This window comes from Burkholderia sp. 4M9327F10 (assembly GCF_005503145.1).
Taxonomy (GTDB): Bacteria; Pseudomonadota; Gammaproteobacteria; order Burkholderiales; family Burkholderiaceae; genus Paraburkholderia.
The window spans coordinates 114,551-131,202 of the sequence record NZ_SCNV01000007.1 but is presented as its reverse complement, the minus strand read 5'-3'; the positions used below and the strand labels follow the sequence as shown (position 1 = coordinate 131,202).

The window sequence follows — 16,652 nt, the reverse complement described above, 5'->3', positions numbered from 1 at the left end:
AGCGAGCGGCCGCAGCGACCTGAGCCGCCCCGTTGGCAAGCCCCTCGCTAAACGTGGTGCGGCGCCTCTCCGGCCGTCCCCGCCGGCCCCTCCCTGGCGGACCCAGGAGCATCTTCCAGCGCCGTGTCATGATGCAGCAGCAACACCGCCGCAACGCCCACCAACCCGGCTCCCGCAAGACACAGCAGTCCCGCGCCGAAGCCGCCGGTACTATCCTTGATCCAGCCCATCGCATAAGGACCGAAAAAGCCCGCCAGGTTGCCGAGCGAATTCACCGCGGCAATGCCGCACGCCGCCGCCGCACCGGACAGGAAAGCCGCCGGCAAGGTCCAGATCACCGGCAGGCAACCGAAAATGCCGAAGCCCGCCAGCGAAAGCGCGGCCATCTTCAACACCGGGTTATCCAGTCCCGCTGCCGCACCAATGCCGCCCGCGGCCACCAGCAGCGCGATCGCCACGTGCCACTTGCGTTCGAGCTTGCGGTCCGAGTGCCGGCCCCACAGCACCATGCTGATCACACCGACCACGTAAGGCAAGGAGGTGACAAAGCCGGTCTGCAGATTGCTCAGCCCGAACGCCTTGACGATCTGCGGCAAAAAGAAACTCAGGCCGTAATTGGTTGCATTTGCACCGAAATAGATCAGCGCAATCGCCAGCACGCGCGGATTGAACAGCGCCTCGCGCACACTGAACACGCGCACCGCCTCGCGTTTGGCGCGCTCCTGAGCGAGCCGGCTGACCAGCCACTCGCGCTCGTCGGTCTTCAGCCAGCTCGCGTCGGCAGGTTTGTCGGTCAGGTAGAACAACACCACGAACGACAACAGCACCGCAGGCGCCGCCTCGAGCAGATACACCCATTGCCACCCCCTCATGCCGCCAAGACCATTCAGGCCGAGCAAGGCGCCGGAGACCGGCGCGCCGATCACGGTAGAAAGCGGAATCGCCGCCATGAAATAGCCGACCACGCGAGCGCGATACATGGCGGGGAACCAGAGCGTCAGCAGAAAGATGATGCCTGGGAAAAACCCGGCCTCGGCAACGCCCAGCAGCACTCGCAGCGTATAGAACACGTGGGCGGCCGACATGCCCGTGTAGCGCGCAATATCGGGAATGAACGCCATCGCACCGGCGAGCAGGCCCCACGTGAACATGATGCGAGCAATCCAGCGCCGCGCGCCGAACTTCTCCAGCAGCAGGTTGGAGGGGACCTCGAAAAAAAAGTAAGCGATGAAGAATATCCCTGCGCCGAAGCCGAACGCGCTCGCCGACAAACCCAGGTCCTTGTTCATTTGCAGCGCGGCGAACCCGACGTTGACGCGGTCCAGATAAGCCACGAAATAGCAGACGACCAGAAACGGCACAAGCCGCGCCGTCACGCGCGCCAGAGTACGGGTTTCAATCTCCATGAACGCTCCCCTTAACGAGAAACCCTATGTGGGTCAGCAACGTCTGGGCGTCGATTCGCCCAGGTAGCAAAAAGATTAGTCGCCAGCCGCCCGGCAGCAAAGTGATTTCTGCGGGCCGTACAGCCGCTGGCGGAGTTCGCCGGGATTGACGACGCAGGCGATTGGGCTTTCAATCGTTGCATGATCCCACTCTCCGCCCTTTCTCCTTCGATCGACCGGTTGCTCAGAACCGGCAGCATGGCGTGACTCGCGCAGCGCCGAGCGAGCGTCGCGAACGGCGCCGTACACGCGCACGCACGAGCGCGCGGCGTGCGGTTCATGCGCTGCTGGGCGCGACGCTGCTGCTCGCGCCGCTCGCTGCGGCCGCACTCTCGAAACACGCCGCGTTCGCCGCGCAATGCGGTGCGCTCGCCGGTACCACGATTCCCGCACAACTGATCGCGCTGCCAACCCGCGGCGCGCAGATCGACAGCGCGGCGATGGTGCCCGCCACGGCCACCGGCAACCAGAGCGGCGAATACTGCCGGGTCACCGGCAGCATCCACGCGCTCCAGCCGGGCACGCCCGATATCCACTTCGACCTGAACCTGCCGCTGCACTGGAACGGCCGCGCGCTGCAGATCGGCGGCGGCGGATACGACGGCGTGGTGGTGAGCGGCACCGGCGTGACGCCGTTTTCGCCGGATCATGCGCCGCTCGCCGTCGGCTACGCGACGTTCGGCGACGACTCCGGTCACACCGGCAATTCCGCACTGGCCGACTTCGGACTGGTCAACGAAGCGGTCATCAATTTCGGCTTCGCGCATCTGAAGAAAACCCACGATGTGGTGCTCGCGCTGATAGGACGCGTGTACGGCCGGACTCCCGAGCGGATGTATTTCGGCGGCGGATCGACCGGTGGCCGCGAAGGCTACACGGTGATGCAGCGCTATCCGGATGACTACGACGGTGTGATCGCCAATTCGCCGGCGCTCAATTTTTCCGGTGTGCGCCTGCTTGGCGTCGCGCTTGGACGGGCCGAATACGGCGTGGCGGGTGGCTATCTGCCACCGGCACTGCTCGAGCGGGTTTACCAGCGCACCCTTGAAGTCTGCGACAAACTGGACGGCGCCGCCGACGGCATTGTCAGCAACGTGGAAGAATGCCGCAAACATGAGCAGGAAATCATCGATTCGCTGCGCTGCGCGAGCGCCGGCGCTACAGGCAGCGCAGATGCCGCCGCCTCCGGCAGCAGCGCCGCCTGCCTCACCGAGCCGCAGATTGCGACACTACGTGTGCTGCGCGACGGTCTCGCGCTGCCGTATCCGCTTGCCTGGAACTCGCAGCGCTATGCCGGCTACAACGTGTTCCAGGGCACGCGCCTGACCGGCATGCTCGGCCTCGGACACGAGCCGGCGCGGCAGGCGCTGCCGGGCTTCCTTGCCAACGGCTACCTGTTTACCCAAGGCGACAGTTACATCCGCTATTTCGTCACTCAAAATGCGAATTTCAACTCGCTGAACTTCGACCCGGCACATCCGGGCCGCTACCGCCAGCAACTGTTTGCCCTGTCGGAGACGATCGGCTCCATGGACACAGATCTGTCACGTTACATCGCGCGGGGCGGCAAACTGATTACGCTGCAGGGACTCGCGGACGAGGTCATCAGCCCGAATCAGACCATCGCGTACTACAACGCGCTGATCGCGCGTTTCGGCAGCGAGAAAGTCGATTCGTTCATGCGCCTCTATATGGTGCCCGGCTACCAGCACGGCAATGGTGTGTTCATTCCGTCGCTGGATCTGCTTGGTGCGCTCGACAACTGGGTCACGCACGGCGTCTCGCCGCAGACGCTGACCGCCACGGATATCGCCGCTCCGACCAACGGACGCACGCGTCCCTTGTGCAGGTATCCCATGTTTCCGCGCTACCTCGGCAAGGGTAATGTCAATCGGGCAAGCAGCTTTGTCTGCGCCGGGCCGTAAGTGAACCGGGGTGCGGAAATCGCCGGCGAATCTGCTGGCGAATCGCTGGCGAATCAGTAGGTATCCTCACTCGCTTACCCTTAGCTGGAGCGCCTTGACTTCATTGAATTTGGGCGTACCGTAAACAGCATCACCGCACGTCTGCCGGGACGGCAACTCGCAAGGAAAGACCATGGGTAACCGATATGAACGCTCGCGCCTGTCGCGCTCGTTCACCTACAAAGGCATTCAGTACCATCCCGGCATGCTCCTCGTTCTGGCCGCCCAGGTCGTCTGTCTCGCCGCCTTTTCGTTCGCCGCCAATCTCCTTAGCCATGACAAATGGATGTCATTGACGCTCGGCTTCAGCCTGCTGTTCGGACTGATTCTGTCGCTGGGCTTTTTTGGCACATGGAGTCAATTCCGTGACGACATCGACCTGTGGACGTTCCTCAACACCAATCCGGTGGAGTCCGCGGTGGCAATCGCAACGGCTGGCGAAGTGATTGCCATTCTGATGATGGGCCCGTCCACCTGAGTCTGCCGCAGCGCACGAGCAAAAACAGGGAAAGCGGCGCCGGAAAAGACTGAGGGCAGCACCAGGCTGCCCTCATGACGACGGTACGTACAACGCGCTCGCCGAGACTTAGAACGCCGTCCCGATCTGGAACTGGAACTTCTGATACTGGTCACCCGAGTGCTTGACGAGCGGGAAGCCCAAGCTCAGCTTGAGCGGCCCGATCGGCGAGATCCACGCGAGACCTGCACCGTACGCATAACGCAGACCGTTCGCGCCAATACTGTTGCCTTCATCACCCCAGACGTTACCGCCGTCGAAGAACGTGAAGACACGCAGCGTGCGGTCGTAGCCCGTGCCCGGCAGCGGGAACGTCAGTTCGATGTTGCCCACCAGCATCTTCGAGCCGCCGATCGGGTCGCCCGTAGTTGCGTCACGCGGACCCAGCGAGCTCGGCTCATAGCCGCGCACCGAACCGATACCGCCGGCGTAGTAGTTCTTGAAAATCGGGTACGGCTTGCCGTCGAGGCCGTTACCGTAACCGCCCTGGAAGTTCAGGCCCAGCACGAAGCCGCGCGCGAACGAGTAGTAATACTGCGCCTGCAGGTCCGCCTTATAGTAAGGCGTACTGCCGATCGGCGAACCCCATTCGGCGTTCGCTTGCGTGAAGTAACCGCGGCTCGGTACCAACGCGCTGTCGCGGTTATCGCGCGACCAGCCTACCGTCAGCGGAACGTTGTTCGACACGCGGCCGAAGTCGTTCACGTAGTCGATATAGCTTTGCGGCGTGGTCGAGTCCACGTCGAGCCGGTTCTGCTCGAAGCCGAGACCGAAGTAGACCATGTCCGATTCGGAGAACGGAATACCGAACTTCATGTCCGCGCCCGCCGTGATGATCCGGAAGCTCGTGTCGGTATTGTTCGAGTAGTACAGCGGCTCGCTGGTGCGGTAGTAGACGTCGGTAATGCGCTTGATGCCGTCCACCGTGAAATACGGGTCCACCTGGGTGACCGTCAGCGTCCGGAACGTGGTGGCCGTATTCACGTTCACCGCGAGGCTCGTGCCCGAACCAAACACGTTGTCCTGCGACACGCCCGCCGAAATGATCGGGCCTTCGCCGGAGCCGTAACCGAGACCGAGCGTGACTGAGCCAGTCGGCTTTTCCGTGACCTTGACATCCACGTCCACCTGGTCGGCGGTGCCTTCGACCGGCACCGTTGTCACGTCGACGTCGGTGAAGTAGCCGAGACGGTTGATACGGTCCTTCGACAGCGCCAGACGGCTGGAGTCGAACCACGAGCTTTCGAGCTGGCGCATTTCCCGGCGTACCACTTCGTCACGCGTGCGGGTGTTGCCGACGATGTTGATGCGGCGCACGTAAACGCGGCGGCTCGGGTCCACCTGCAATGTCAGGTCGACCGTATGGTGCTGCTGGTCGATCTGCGGCTGGGCGTTCACCGTGGCGAACGCGTAGCCGTATTCGCCGAGCTTGTCGACCACCGCCTTAGTGGCGGCCTTCAGCTTGGCAGCCGAGAAACGGTCGCCCGCCTTGATCTTGATGAGCTTCGAGAGCTCGGCCTCGCGGTCCAGCAGATTGCCGGACAAATGGACGCCGGAAATCGTGTACGGCTCGCCCTCGTGCAGGGTGAGCGTCAGATACATGTCCTTCTTGTCCGGCGACAGCGAGACCTGGGTCGAATCGATGTTGAACTCGAGGTAGCCGCGGTCGAGATAGTACGCGCGGATGTTCTCGAGGTCGGTGGTCAGCTTGTCTTTCGAGTACAGGTCGTTCTTCGTGTACCACGAGAACCAGTTCGGCGTGGACTGCTGCATTTCGTCACGCAGCGTGCTGTCGCTGAACACCTTGTTACCGATGAAGTTGACCTGGCGGATCTTCGCGCTCGGACCTTCGATCACCGAGAACAGCAGGCCGACGCGATCGCGGTCGATCGGCGTAACCGTGGTGGTGACTTCGGCGGCATAGTAGCCGTGCGTCAGGTACTGGCGCTTGAGTTCCTGCTGGGCGCGGTCGACCAGCGACTTGTCGTAGTAGCGGCCCAGCGACAGCCCGACCGAATTCAGCGCCTTGGTCAGGTTGTCCTTGTCGAATTCGTGGAGCCCCGCGAAATCGATCGTGCCGATTGCCGGGCGCTCCTGCACCTGCACCACGACGACATCGCCTTCGGTCGAAATCTTGACGTCGTTGAAGAAGCCCGTGGCGTAGAGCGCACGGATGGCATCAGAAGCCTTGTCGTCGGTGAAGGTGTCGCCCTGCTTGATGGGCAGATACGCGAAAACGGTATTGGGTTCGACGCGTTGCAGGCCTTCGAGGCGGATGTCGCGCACCACGAACGGGGTGGTGGCAAAGGCCGAGACTGCTGTAGCGCTCAGGCCGATAAATGTCAGCGCCCTGGAGCAGCGGGCCGTTAGTGTTTGAACCTTCATGCAGGATAAGCGACAAGAATTCAATGCAACATGGGAACCGCCGCCGCTTGATTTCCAATCTCTGGCCCACGGCGCGGATGGGGATGTCTCTTGGGTCTACTGCAGTCTGATGCCGGTGGTGTCACCAACGGGCGCAAGCCCGGCAGCCACCGCCAGCAGTTCCGTCATATGGCGTGCTTGCGAACGAGGCACCTGGAACGATAATCCGGCCCTCCCGACAAGCGGAAGGTCTTACCAGATGCGGCGTTTCGCCTGCATCCTTGCCGATTTCCCATGCTTCACAGGGCATCGCAAACTTCACGCTCTGTTTCTTTTGACGGGCCAGTTCGGGAGTATAAAACGGATTAGCTCCTGATCGACCTACCGGGACACCATACGGTTTACTTAAGCTTTCTTACAAAATTAGTACGTTTCCTACGGTCATAGTTGCGATGCCCGGGCACGCTCGAAAAACTTTCATACCATAGCACGAAAAATATCCGAAGCGGCATCCGCGATGTCTGAAGCATCGACAACCTACTCACTAACGCGAGTATTTGCCCAAATCCACCCTTAAACCGGCAACATCCAACCAGTTCGACCGGTAATCTTCGCTAACACACGCCGCCGGGGCGTGCTCAGACGTATACGAATCGTAATTTTACGACAAAGCGCATCGTAATATAGATTACGCGCCACTCTGGCGCAAGCGCGGGGGTCAATCGGAGAAAATTCCAGGACCTACGGGTGAAAGGTTGCAAGAAACAGACAGGCGCGCAGCGCGTCAGGCCTGCTCGTGCCCCAGCGGCGCCAGCAGGTTACGCAACGCCGCCAGATTCAACGGACGCGCGAACCAGAACCCCTGGACTTCGTCGCAACCCAGTTCGCGCAAGCGCTCGGCCTGCTCCTCGGTCTCCACGCCCTCCGCCGTGACGCGCAGCTTCAAGGCGTGCGCCATGGCGATGATCGCGCCGACCAGCGCGGCACATTGTGGATCGCTTGTCATTCGGATCACGAACGACCGGTCGATCTTCAGCCGGTTCAGCGGAAAGCGCGTCAGATACGCGAGGCTCGAATAGCCCGTGCCGAAATCGTCCACCGCCACCTCGACGCCCAGCCTGCGCAGCGCATGCAATGTCTGCAGCGCCTGCTCGGTGTCGCCGAGCAGCACGCCCTCGGTGATCTCCACTTCGAGGTAGGACGGATCGAGCCCGGCGTCCTGCAACGCGCTTTCGATCGTCGACAGCAGGCTCTGCCGCTGGAACTGCTGCGGCGACACATTCACCGCCACACGCGGCAAGCTGCCGTTGAGCCGCAGCAGTTTGCCGGCATCGCGGCAGGCGGTGCGAATCACCCACTCGCCGATCCGCTCGATCAGGCCCACCTCCTCCGCCACCGGCACAAACTCCACCGGACTGATCAGGCCGCGCTCCGGGTGCCGCCAGCGCAGCAAGGTTTCGACCTGCGCGATGCGCCCGGTCGCGAGCGTGATTTGCGGCTGATAAACCAGATGCAGTTGCTGACGGTCGAGCGCCTCGCGCAGCATCGTCTCGAGTTCGAAGCGGCGCGCGGCCTGACCCTCCAGCGCCGCCGAGAAACGCCGCACGACATTGCCGCCCGCGCCGCTCGCCGCCGACAGCGCGACGTGAGCCCGCCGCATCAGCGTCGGCACGTCGGCGCCGTCCTCGGGATACGCGGCACTGCCAAGGCTGGCGGTGATGGCAATGGCGGTGCCCGAGCAGTCGATCGGCTCGGCGACGCGGGCAAGCGCTGCAGCCGCGAGGGCATCCGCCGCAGCGCCTGTCTCGTTCACCAGCAACGCGAATTGCGTGCCGCTGACCGAGGCGATCGTGCCTTCGTAGGCGATCAGGCCGCGCAGGCGCTCACCGACAATCTGCAATGCCAGTTCGGCGGCGTAAGAGCCCAGCGCATCGCGCAGCTTGCGCAAGGTGTTCAGTTCGACCAGCAGTACGGTGAACCCCGCGCCGTCACGCCGGCAACGCGCCAGCGTGAGGTCGAGCCGCTCTGCAAAAAGCGTCTGGTTCGGCAGGCGCGTGACGCCATCGTGGTGCGAGACATACCAGAGCCGCGCTTCGGACTGGGCATAGCGCGTCATCTCGACCGCGATACCCACATAGCCGGCTGGATTGCGCTCAACGCCGTCACTGAAAGCGACGGGCTCGCCTGCACGATGAGGGATTTGCGCGGCCGCCGCATTGCCGGCCGTGAGCGGCGAAAGTGCCAGCATGACCTGAATGCGGTTGTTATTGCGCCGCACGTAGGTCCATTCGCTTTCGTAGCGGGTGGGGGCCATGACCGAGCCGAGCGAGACCGAACCCGGCGTGCCCACACCCCAGCTTCCGATGCCGGGCAGTTCCGCGCGGCGCCTCGCGAGTTCGGCCGGATCGTGCAGCGATTCGAAACCGCGGCGGCCGATCAGTTCCTCGGCCCGGTATCCGGTCAGCTGCTCATAGGCGGCGTTGACGTAGCGGAACCGGCCGTCCGTCTCACAGATAAAGGCGCCATATGGCGCAGCGGCAAGCGCGCTATCGTGCAGCAGCGTTTCGGCGTTGCGATCTGGCATGACGCTATCCCGCTCTCTCAGTAATGTTCGAATGACGACACCTGCAACCGGAATGCTTCCCTCGCGCAACCCCGGCTGAACCGCGCAGCAATGAGCGGCGGCCAGCGCAAATTTCATCATAACGGCTTCTTTGCAGCCATCCGCATTTACGCCGTCATGTCGCGGGCTGCGCGCGGGTGGCGCGCTCGGCAAGGTGGTCGACCATGCGCTGCGCGGCCGGCTGCAACGCGTCGAAGTCCCGGTAGCACACAATGAAGCGGCGCCGCGCCCACGCATCGTCAAGCGGAATCAACCGGATGCCGAGCGTCGGGCGATATGCGTCGCCCACCTCAACGGGCACCACGCTGATGCCGAGGTTGGCCGCGACCACCCGGAACGCCGCATCGAAATTCGACACGATCACCCGGTACGAAACCGTGCGCCCCACCCGGGCCGCCGCGCGTTGCAGCATCGTATGCACGGCGGTGGATGGCGGCAGGCCGACGTGATCGTAGTCGAGCGTCTGCTCGAACGACACGCTCGCACGTCCCGCCAGCGGATGCCCCGGATGAACCGCCAGCGCCAGCCGGTCCTGACGATACGGGCGCGCCTGCAGGCCCTCGAGATCGACGTTGTCCCAGCACACCCCCACCGACGCCGCGCCTTCGCGCAACTGCCGCACCAGATCGGCCGAAATCCGTTCCTCGATATCCACCTTGATGTTCTGGTTGGCGGGCTCACGCATGAAGGCGGCCACATCGTCCAGCAGCGCCTCCGCGATGGCCGAGGCCGACGCGTACAGGCTCACGCGCCCCGCCAGCCCGGCGCTGAACGCGGCCACGTCGGTGGCGATCCGCTCCATGGTGAACAGCACGCTGCGCGCATGCTCGAGCAGCACGAGGCCCGCCGGCGTGGGCTGCACGCCGCGCCGCGAACGGGTCAGGAGCGGCACGCCGAGCTCGCTCTCCAGTTGGGCAATGCGCTTGCTGACCGCCGACGGCTCGATGTGTTCTTCCTGTGCGGCGCGCGCCATGTTGCGGTGCTCGCACACCGCCACCAGCAGGCGCAGCGTTTTCAGGTCGATGTCGCGCATGGGGTCTCCCACATGTTTTGTGAGTTTCCCAATGGGAAACCTGGCGGTTCCAAAATACCTCTTTATAGAAATTCTGGAATGCCTCAACTTAGCACAAAGCCAGCTGAAACAGACTGGCGAGGCACCAGCAAACACTTGCACGGGACTGGAGCAGCGCGCCAAAGCACGCGCTCCGGCCGACAGGAGACACCCTCATGCCCGCATTTCCCTCGAACGTCGTCGTCCGCGAAGTCGGCTTGCGCGACGGCCTGCAGAGCATCCAGACCATTGTCGCGACCGAGCGCAAGATCGAATGGATCGGCGCGGCCTATGCGGCCGGTCAGCGCGAGATCGAGGTCGGCTCGTTCGTGCCGGCCCGGCTGCTGCCGCAACTGGCCGACACAGCCGAGCTGGTTGCGTTTGCCAGAACCCTGCCGGGGTTGTTCGTCTCGGTGCTGGTGCCCAATCTCAAGGGTGCCGAGCGAGCCCTCGAAAGCCGCGCGGATCTGCTGCTCGTGCCGCTCTCGGCAAGTCGCGCGCACAGTCTCGCCAACCTGCGCAAGACGCCCGACGAAGTGATCGCCGAAGTCGCACGCATCCGTGCCGCGCGCGACGCCGCCGGCTCGAAGACGCTGATCGAAGGCGGCATCGGCACCGCCTTCGGCTGCACGCTGCAGGGCGCCGTCGCACCCGCCGAGGTCCTGCGCTGCATGCAGGCGCTGCTCGACGCCGGCGCGGATCGCGTCAGCCTCGCCGATACGGTCGGCTATGGCGGCCCGGCCGCCGTGCGCAGCCTGTTCGAAGCGGCCCGCAAGCTGGCGGGTGAACGGCTCTGGTGCGGCCATTTCCACGACACCCGCGGCCTCGCGCTCGCCAATGTCTATGCCGCGCTGGAGACCGGCGTGGCCCGCTTCGACGCGACCCTCGGCGGCCTGGGCGGCTGCCCGCACGCACCGGGGGCGAGCGGCAATGCCGCCAGCGAAGACCTCGCCTTCATGCTGGCCGACATGGGCATTGCCACCGGCATCGACCTGCCCCGCCTGCTGGCGCTGCGCGTGAGGCTCGCGCAGTGGCTGCCTGACGAGACGCTGCACGGCACCTTGTGGCGAGCGGGGCTGCCGAAGACCTTCGCGGCTCACGCCGATGCGTGTGCATCTGCCTGACGCCAACGCCTGCATCCATTTGCAAACGGATCCGTCCACGATTTCCGCCTGAGGCTTCCATGAGCACTCCCAACAACCTTCCGCTCGATGGCGTGCGTGTCGTCGAATTCACCCATATGGTGATGGGCCCTACCTGCGGCATGATCCTTGCCGATCTGGGCGCCGAAGTCATCAAGATCGAGCCGCCCGGCGGCGACAAGACGCGCAAGCTGCCCGGTCTCGGCATTGGCTTCTTCCGCTCGTTCAACCGCAACAAGAAAAGCGTGGTGCTCGACATCACGACCGCCGATGGCCACGCTGCCGCGCTCGAGCTGATCGGCCAGTACGACGTGATGCTGGAAAACTTCCGCCCCGGCCTGATGAGCCAGTTGGGGCTCGACTACGAGACACTGGCGAAGCGTTATCCGCGCCTGATCTATGTGTCGCACAAAGGCTTTCTGCCCGGCCCATACGAGAAACGCCTCGCGCTCGACGAAGTCGTGCAGATGATGGGCGGCCTTTCGTATATGACCGGCCCGGCGGGCCGCCCGTTGCGGGCCGGCACTTCGGTCAACGACATCATGGGCGGGATGTTCGGCGCCATCGGCGTGCTGGCTGCGCTGCGCGAGCGCGACACCACGGGCCGCGGCCAGGAGGTGCAAAGCGCGCTGTTCGAAAACTGCGTGTTCCTCAGCGCCCAGCATATGCAGCAGTATTCGATGACCCACGAGGCGCCGCCGCCCATGCCCTCGCGCGTCTCGGCATGGAGCGTCTACGACGTGTTCACGCTGGCTGGCGGCGAACAGCTCTTTATCGGCGCGGTCAGCGACAAGCAGTTCGTCACGCTGTGCGACGTGCTGCAGTGCCCCGAGCTCGCTGCCGAGCCGCAGTTCGCCAACAATGCGCTGCGTGTCGCCGCGCGGCCGGAACTGCTGGCACGGCTCGGCGCAATCCTGAAGGACCACCGTGCGGACGAACTCTCGCCGAAGCTGGAGGAAAACGGCATACCGTACGCACCCATCATGCGGCCCGATCAGTTGCTCGACGATCCGCATCTGAGAGCGAGCGGCGGTCTCGTGCCGATGGAGACCGAAGACGGCGGCAGCACCGATGTCGTCCTGCTGCCGCTGCTGATGGGCGGCCGCCGCCCTGGCGTGCGCCAGGCGCTCGCCAGGATCGGCGAGCATACCGAGGAGATTCTCGGCCGGCTAAAGGGACGCGCGGCTTCCTGACCGGGCAGCGGCTTGTCGCCGCCCGTAGATTCAGCCATACCGTCAGGTATCCTAACAAATACCCATGCCGGCGGCTTCAACCAGCAACCCTCCAGCATGAGATCGCACGTATCTTGCGCAGGACAGGAGACAACATGCAGCCAATCGTCGCGGCGCGTCCGCACCCGGCCACCGCGAGGCCGCTCGCCCCAGATACTTCCGCGGCCGCGCTGTCCGCCCGCGTGGACCGGTTGCCGGTCACGCGTTATCTGTGGACGCTGGTATTGCTGATTTCACTCGGCGGCTTCTTCGAGATTTACGACCTTATCTTCACCGGCTATATCGCCCCCGGCATGGTCAAAAGCGGCCTGTTGAAAGCGACCACGGCGAGCTTCTTCGGCTTCGACGGTGTAGCCGGATTTATCGCCGCCACCTTCGCGGGACTCTTCGTCGGCACCTTCGGACTGGGCTGGTTGCCCGACCGCTACGGGCGGCGCGCGGTGTTCACGTTTTCGCTGCTGTGGTACTCGCTCGGCTCGGCCATCATGGCTTGCCAGCACTCGGCCGAGGGACTGGTGCTGTGGCGCTTTATCACCGGCATAGGTGTAGGCATCGAGATCGTCACGATAGACAGCTATATCACCGAACTCGTCCCGCAGCAGATGCGCGGGCGCGCCATGGCCTTCAACCAGGCAGTGATGTTCAGTGCGGCGCCGGTGGCGGCGATTCTGTCCTGGTGGCTGGTGCCCACTACGCTATTCGGAATCGACGGCTGGCGCTGGGTGGTGCTGGCCGGCTCGGCGGGGGCGGTGATCGTCTGGCTGATTCGCCGGGCCGTGCCGGAAAGTCCACGCTGGCTCGCACTGCAAGGCCGCGTGCGCGAAGGCGACGAGGTTGTGCAGACGATCGAGGCGGCAGTCGCGCGGCAATCCGGAACCACCCTACCCACGCCGCTGCCGGTCATCGAGCAACCGCGGCCGGCCACCGCGACTTTTGCTCAACTGTGGCAACCGCCCTACCGCTCGCGCCTGATCTTGCTGATCGTCTTCAACTTCTGCCAGGCCATCGGCTATTACGGCTTCGCCAACTGGGTGCCGACCTTGCTGATCGGCCAGGGCATCACAGTCACGAAGAGTCTGCTTTATTCGTTTGTGATTGCCATCGCATTGCCGGTCGGGCCGCTCGCCGCCATTCTGTACGCCGACAAGGTGCAGCGTAAATGGCTGATCGTCGGCGCGGCGCTTGCGGTGATCGTGTTTGGGCTCTTGTTTGCGCAGATGAGGAGCGCGCTCGCCCTGATCGTGCTCGGCGTGCTCATCAGTCTCGCGGGCCAGACCATCTCGGTTTGCTATCACGCCTATCAGGCCGAGCTGTTCCCAACCGGCGTACGCTGCCGCGCCAATGGTTTTGTTTATTCGGCGAGCCGCGTGGGCGCGATGATGTCGGGTTTTACCATTGCGTTCCTGCTGCGCGACTTCGGCGTGACGGGCGTGTTCTTCGGCGTGACCGCGTGCATGCTGGTCGTGGCGCTGGCGGTTGGCGTGTTCGGGCCGCGAACCAATGGCTTGCGGCTGGAAGAAATTTCGCATTGACGGTGGGCCGGGGCAACCGGCACGGCTTTTGCGCTGGCTCTTGCGCTGACTCTTGCGTTTAATCCTCGCCCTCACCTGCCCTTTTGGCGTCAGCGAAGAAATTTTTTCGGATTGTGTCGATTTCGAGCCCGTTCGCTCGTCATGGTGATGAAGCCCTGCCGAAAACGGCCGGGCCTCCCGGTTCATCCCCCGCCCACTCGAGGAGCGACACCATGTCTGCAACTGCTGTAAAACCGATTCCGGAAGGAATGCACTCGCTGACCCCGCATCTGGTTTGCGCCGGCGCCGCCGAAGCGATCCGGTTCTACGCCGAGGCCTTCGGCGCCGTCGAACAGTTCCGCCTGCCCGGGCCGCAAGGCAAATTGATGCACGCTTGCGTGAAAATCGGCGATTCGATGCTTATGCTGGTCGACGAAATGGCCGACTGCGGGATGCTCGGACCGCGTTCGCTGAAAGGCTCGCCGGTCTCGATTCACCTGTACGTGACCAATGTCGATACTGTGGTCGAACAGGCGGTCAAGGCAGGCGCCCGCGTCACCATGCCCGCCGCCGACATGTTCTGGGGCGACCGCTTCGCCCAGCTCGAAGATCCGTTCGGACACCGCTGGTCCGTGGCGACGCATCAACGCGATGCGTCGATGGAGGAGATGCAGGAAGCCGTTCGCGCGATGCAGAAGTGATGGCCGTGGTTATGCGGCAATCTGCGGACACTAAGGATGTGCCCGCAGATTGCCCCGCGTCGAAGTGACCTCTTCGTGCAAACGACTGAGCCAAAGGTCTGATGGATTACTGCGGGGTCACTTCGGGGCTACCGCGGGGTCACTACAGGGCTACCGCGGAGTTACCGCATCGAACGAAAACGTCCCGAGCGCCGCGCGCACTTCGTCAAGCGTGGCCTGAGTGACGGCTTTGGCGCGCTGCGTACCTTCGCGCAGCACGTCGAACACATAGCCCGGCTCGCGCGCGAGCTGTTCGCGCCGCTCGCGGATCGGTGCGATCAGCGCCTGCAACTGCTCTTCGAGGCGGCGCTTGACCACCATGTCGCCGAGGCCGCCCGCGCGGTACTCCGCCTTCAGACGCTCGACGGTGGCGCGGTCTTCGTCGAAGGCATCCAGGTAGGTGAAGACCATGTTGCCCTCCACCGTGCCGGGGTCGGACGCACGCAGATGGTTTGGATCGGTGTACATGCTCTTGACTGAATCGCGGATCGCGTCGGCGGAGGACGAGAGCGGAATCGAGTTGCCTTGCGACTTGCTCATCTTGGCCTTGCCGTCGACACCGGGCAGGCGGCCCATGGTCGGAATCAGCGCTTCTGCTTCGGGCAGCACGTCCTTGCCGACTTGCCGGTTGATACGGCGCACGATTTCGTTGGTCTGCTCGATCAGCGGCGCCTGGTCCTCTCCGACCGGTACGACGTGAGCCTTGAAGCCGGTGATGTCGGCGGCCTGGGCGACCGGATAGCAGAGAAAGCCAGCCGGGATATCGCGGCCGAACCCACGAGCCTGAATCTCGTCCTTGATCGTCGGATTGCGCTCGAGGCGCGCGACGGTCACGAAGTTCATATACAGCAAGGTCAGCTCGGCCAGCGCCGGCAGCGCCGATTGCACCGCGATAATGGTCTTTTGCGGGTCGATGCCGACTGCCAGATAGTCGAGCGCGACCTCCAGCACATTGCGTCGCACCTTGTCGGGGTCGTGCGCGTTGTCGGTCATCGCCTGGGTGTCCGCGACCAGCACGAATTGCTGGTGCGTCTCCTGCAGCGCGAGGCGCGTCTTCAGCGAACCGACGTAGTGGCCGAGGTGGAGCGCGCCGGTTGGACGGTCGCCGGTGAGTACGGTACGGCGCGGGGAGGTGCTGTTGTCTTGCATAAACGGGCTCTCTTGAAACGCCGCCGCAGGACAGGCTAACCGGGGATATAACACCATGTCAGCCGGACTGCGGCGGTCATGGTCGTAGTAAAGACGTGACGATGCCGCTCCTTCAGGAGCGCCACCAGGCGTGAAGCAGGGAGAGGTTCATCGGGTACATGGCGTAAGGATGCCATATCCGGGCGGGGGTTGCCAACGAGGGGGCGATTACAACGTCGTTAATGCGAATAACGTAGCGACAGAGAAGAATCTGAATCAGTCAATGGACGTGCGGCTACGCCGCCCTCACCTCGGCCAACAGTTCCGGATGACGATCCAGCACCTTCAGCAGTTTCACCAATGCCAAGGGAGGTTTCGTCTTGCCATTTTCGTAACGCGAGAACGCATTGATGCCACCGCCGAAAATCTCGGCGGCTTCTCGCTGATCCAATGCGAGTTTCTTACGAACACTGGCAATAAAGGCAGAATCGACGATAGACGCGTTAACCTGCTTGTTGAACTCGAGCATCGCGGCACTCGTGCGAACCGACTCGGACACGCCCAGCACAGCCTCACCACAAGCCGGGCAAAAGTCGCCTGTTACGGCAGGGATGATAGTCGGCTCACCTTTGTACACATAGGGCACGTCCCGCGTGTCACGTACCAGTTGAGCAACCGCGCAAGACGGACACATCATGCTCATAACTCCTTCGCTGAGTATCCCGTCGAAGTCAAATCCTGGCGCGGCGGCACCTGCCAACGCCTACATGGTTGAACGGACCTTCCGTGCCACGATTAACGAGGGAAACCATAGCAAACTTTTGATTGAAAAGTGCATCCCGAAATTACCCCTGACGAGCGATATCAACGTCCTCCTGGACGGAGATATCTTCAACGCAGCAAGCGGGACTCAATGAAGGCCCAATGGCGACGCA

Annotated in this window: 13 protein-coding genes; 7 read left to right on the top strand and 6 right to left on the bottom strand. The window is 63.4% G+C overall.

The annotated features are described in order from the left end of the window. Positions 1-47: 47 nt before the first annotated feature. Positions 48-1,406, bottom strand: coding sequence for an MFS transporter (locus FFS45_RS09985; RefSeq protein ID WP_137954475.1), 1,359 nt, complete (start codon positions 1,404-1,406; stop codon positions 48-50). A gap of 242 nt (positions 1,407-1,648) precedes the next feature. Between FFS45_RS09985 and FFS45_RS09980 the strand changes: the two genes are divergently transcribed. Both FFS45_RS09980 and FFS45_RS09975 read left to right on the top strand, forming a co-directional pair. Next, positions 1,649-3,370: a tannase/feruloyl esterase family alpha/beta hydrolase gene (locus tag FFS45_RS09980; protein WP_137954474.1), complete on the top strand. Its 1,722-nt coding sequence runs from the start codon at positions 1,649-1,651 to the stop codon at positions 3,368-3,370. 172 nt (positions 3,371-3,542) lie between these two features. Then, on the top strand, positions 3,543-3,887 hold the full coding sequence (locus FFS45_RS09975) for a hypothetical protein (protein WP_249362742.1): 345 nt from the start codon (positions 3,543-3,545) through the stop codon (positions 3,885-3,887). Between the two features lie 108 nt (positions 3,888-3,995). Here the strand turns inward: FFS45_RS09975 and bamA are convergent, their stop codons facing one another. The 3 genes from bamA to FFS45_RS09960 all read right to left on the bottom strand — a co-directional run bounded on the left by bamA (position 3,996) and on the right by FFS45_RS09960 (position 9,946). Beyond that, entirely contained in the window at positions 3,996-6,311 is a 2,316-nt protein-coding gene (gene bamA / locus FFS45_RS09970) for an outer membrane protein assembly factor BamA (RefSeq protein ID WP_137954473.1), read from the bottom strand. Positions 6,312-7,074: 763 nt separating this feature from the next. Continuing rightward, complete coding sequence (locus FFS45_RS09965; protein WP_137954472.1) at positions 7,075-8,874, bottom strand: EAL domain-containing protein; 1,800 nt, start codon at positions 8,872-8,874, stop codon at positions 7,075-7,077. A gap of 154 nt (positions 8,875-9,028) precedes the next feature. Continuing rightward, on the bottom strand, positions 9,029-9,946 hold the full coding sequence (locus FFS45_RS09960) for a LysR family transcriptional regulator (protein WP_137954471.1): 918 nt from the start codon (positions 9,944-9,946) through the stop codon (positions 9,029-9,031). A gap of 194 nt (positions 9,947-10,140) precedes the next feature. Between FFS45_RS09960 and FFS45_RS09955 the strand changes: the two genes are divergently transcribed. The 4 genes from FFS45_RS09955 (at position 10,141) to FFS45_RS09940 (ending at position 14,550) form a co-directional block, all read left to right on the top strand. Further along, positions 10,141-11,088, top strand: a complete 948-nt coding sequence (locus tag FFS45_RS09955; RefSeq protein ID WP_137954470.1) for a hydroxymethylglutaryl-CoA lyase — start codon at positions 10,141-10,143, stop codon at positions 11,086-11,088. A gap of 59 nt (positions 11,089-11,147) precedes the next feature. Beyond that, on the top strand, positions 11,148-12,299 hold the full coding sequence (locus FFS45_RS09950) for a CaiB/BaiF CoA-transferase family protein (RefSeq protein ID WP_137954469.1): 1,152 nt from the start codon (positions 11,148-11,150) through the stop codon (positions 12,297-12,299). Between the two features lie 134 nt (positions 12,300-12,433). Then, positions 12,434-13,870 (top strand): MFS transporter, encoded by a 1,437-nt coding sequence (locus tag FFS45_RS09945; RefSeq protein WP_137954468.1) that lies wholly within the window; start codon positions 12,434-12,436, stop codon positions 13,868-13,870. 212 nt (positions 13,871-14,082) lie between these two features. Then, complete coding sequence (locus FFS45_RS09940) at positions 14,083-14,550, top strand: VOC family protein (protein ID WP_137954467.1); 468 nt, start codon at positions 14,083-14,085, stop codon at positions 14,548-14,550. 150 nt (positions 14,551-14,700) lie between these two features. Here FFS45_RS09940 and trpS read toward each other — a convergent pair whose 3' ends face one another. Both trpS and FFS45_RS09930 read right to left on the bottom strand, forming a co-directional pair. Continuing rightward, positions 14,701-15,738, bottom strand: a complete 1,038-nt coding sequence (gene trpS / locus FFS45_RS09935) for a tryptophan--tRNA ligase (protein WP_137954466.1) — start codon at positions 15,736-15,738, stop codon at positions 14,701-14,703. Positions 15,739-16,012: 274 nt separating this feature from the next. Next, the gene (locus FFS45_RS09930) at positions 16,013-16,414 is read right to left on the bottom strand and encodes a type II TA system antitoxin MqsA family protein (protein WP_137954465.1); all 402 of its coding nucleotides are present in this window, start codon (positions 16,412-16,414) and stop codon (positions 16,013-16,015) included. Here FFS45_RS09930 and FFS45_RS09925 point away from each other — a divergent pair. Continuing rightward, positions 16,413-16,634, top strand: coding sequence for a hypothetical protein (locus FFS45_RS09925; RefSeq protein ID WP_137954464.1), 222 nt, complete (start codon positions 16,413-16,415; stop codon positions 16,632-16,634). The genes FFS45_RS09930 and FFS45_RS09925 overlap by 2 nt on opposite strands. Positions 16,635-16,652: the final 18 nt, after the last annotated feature.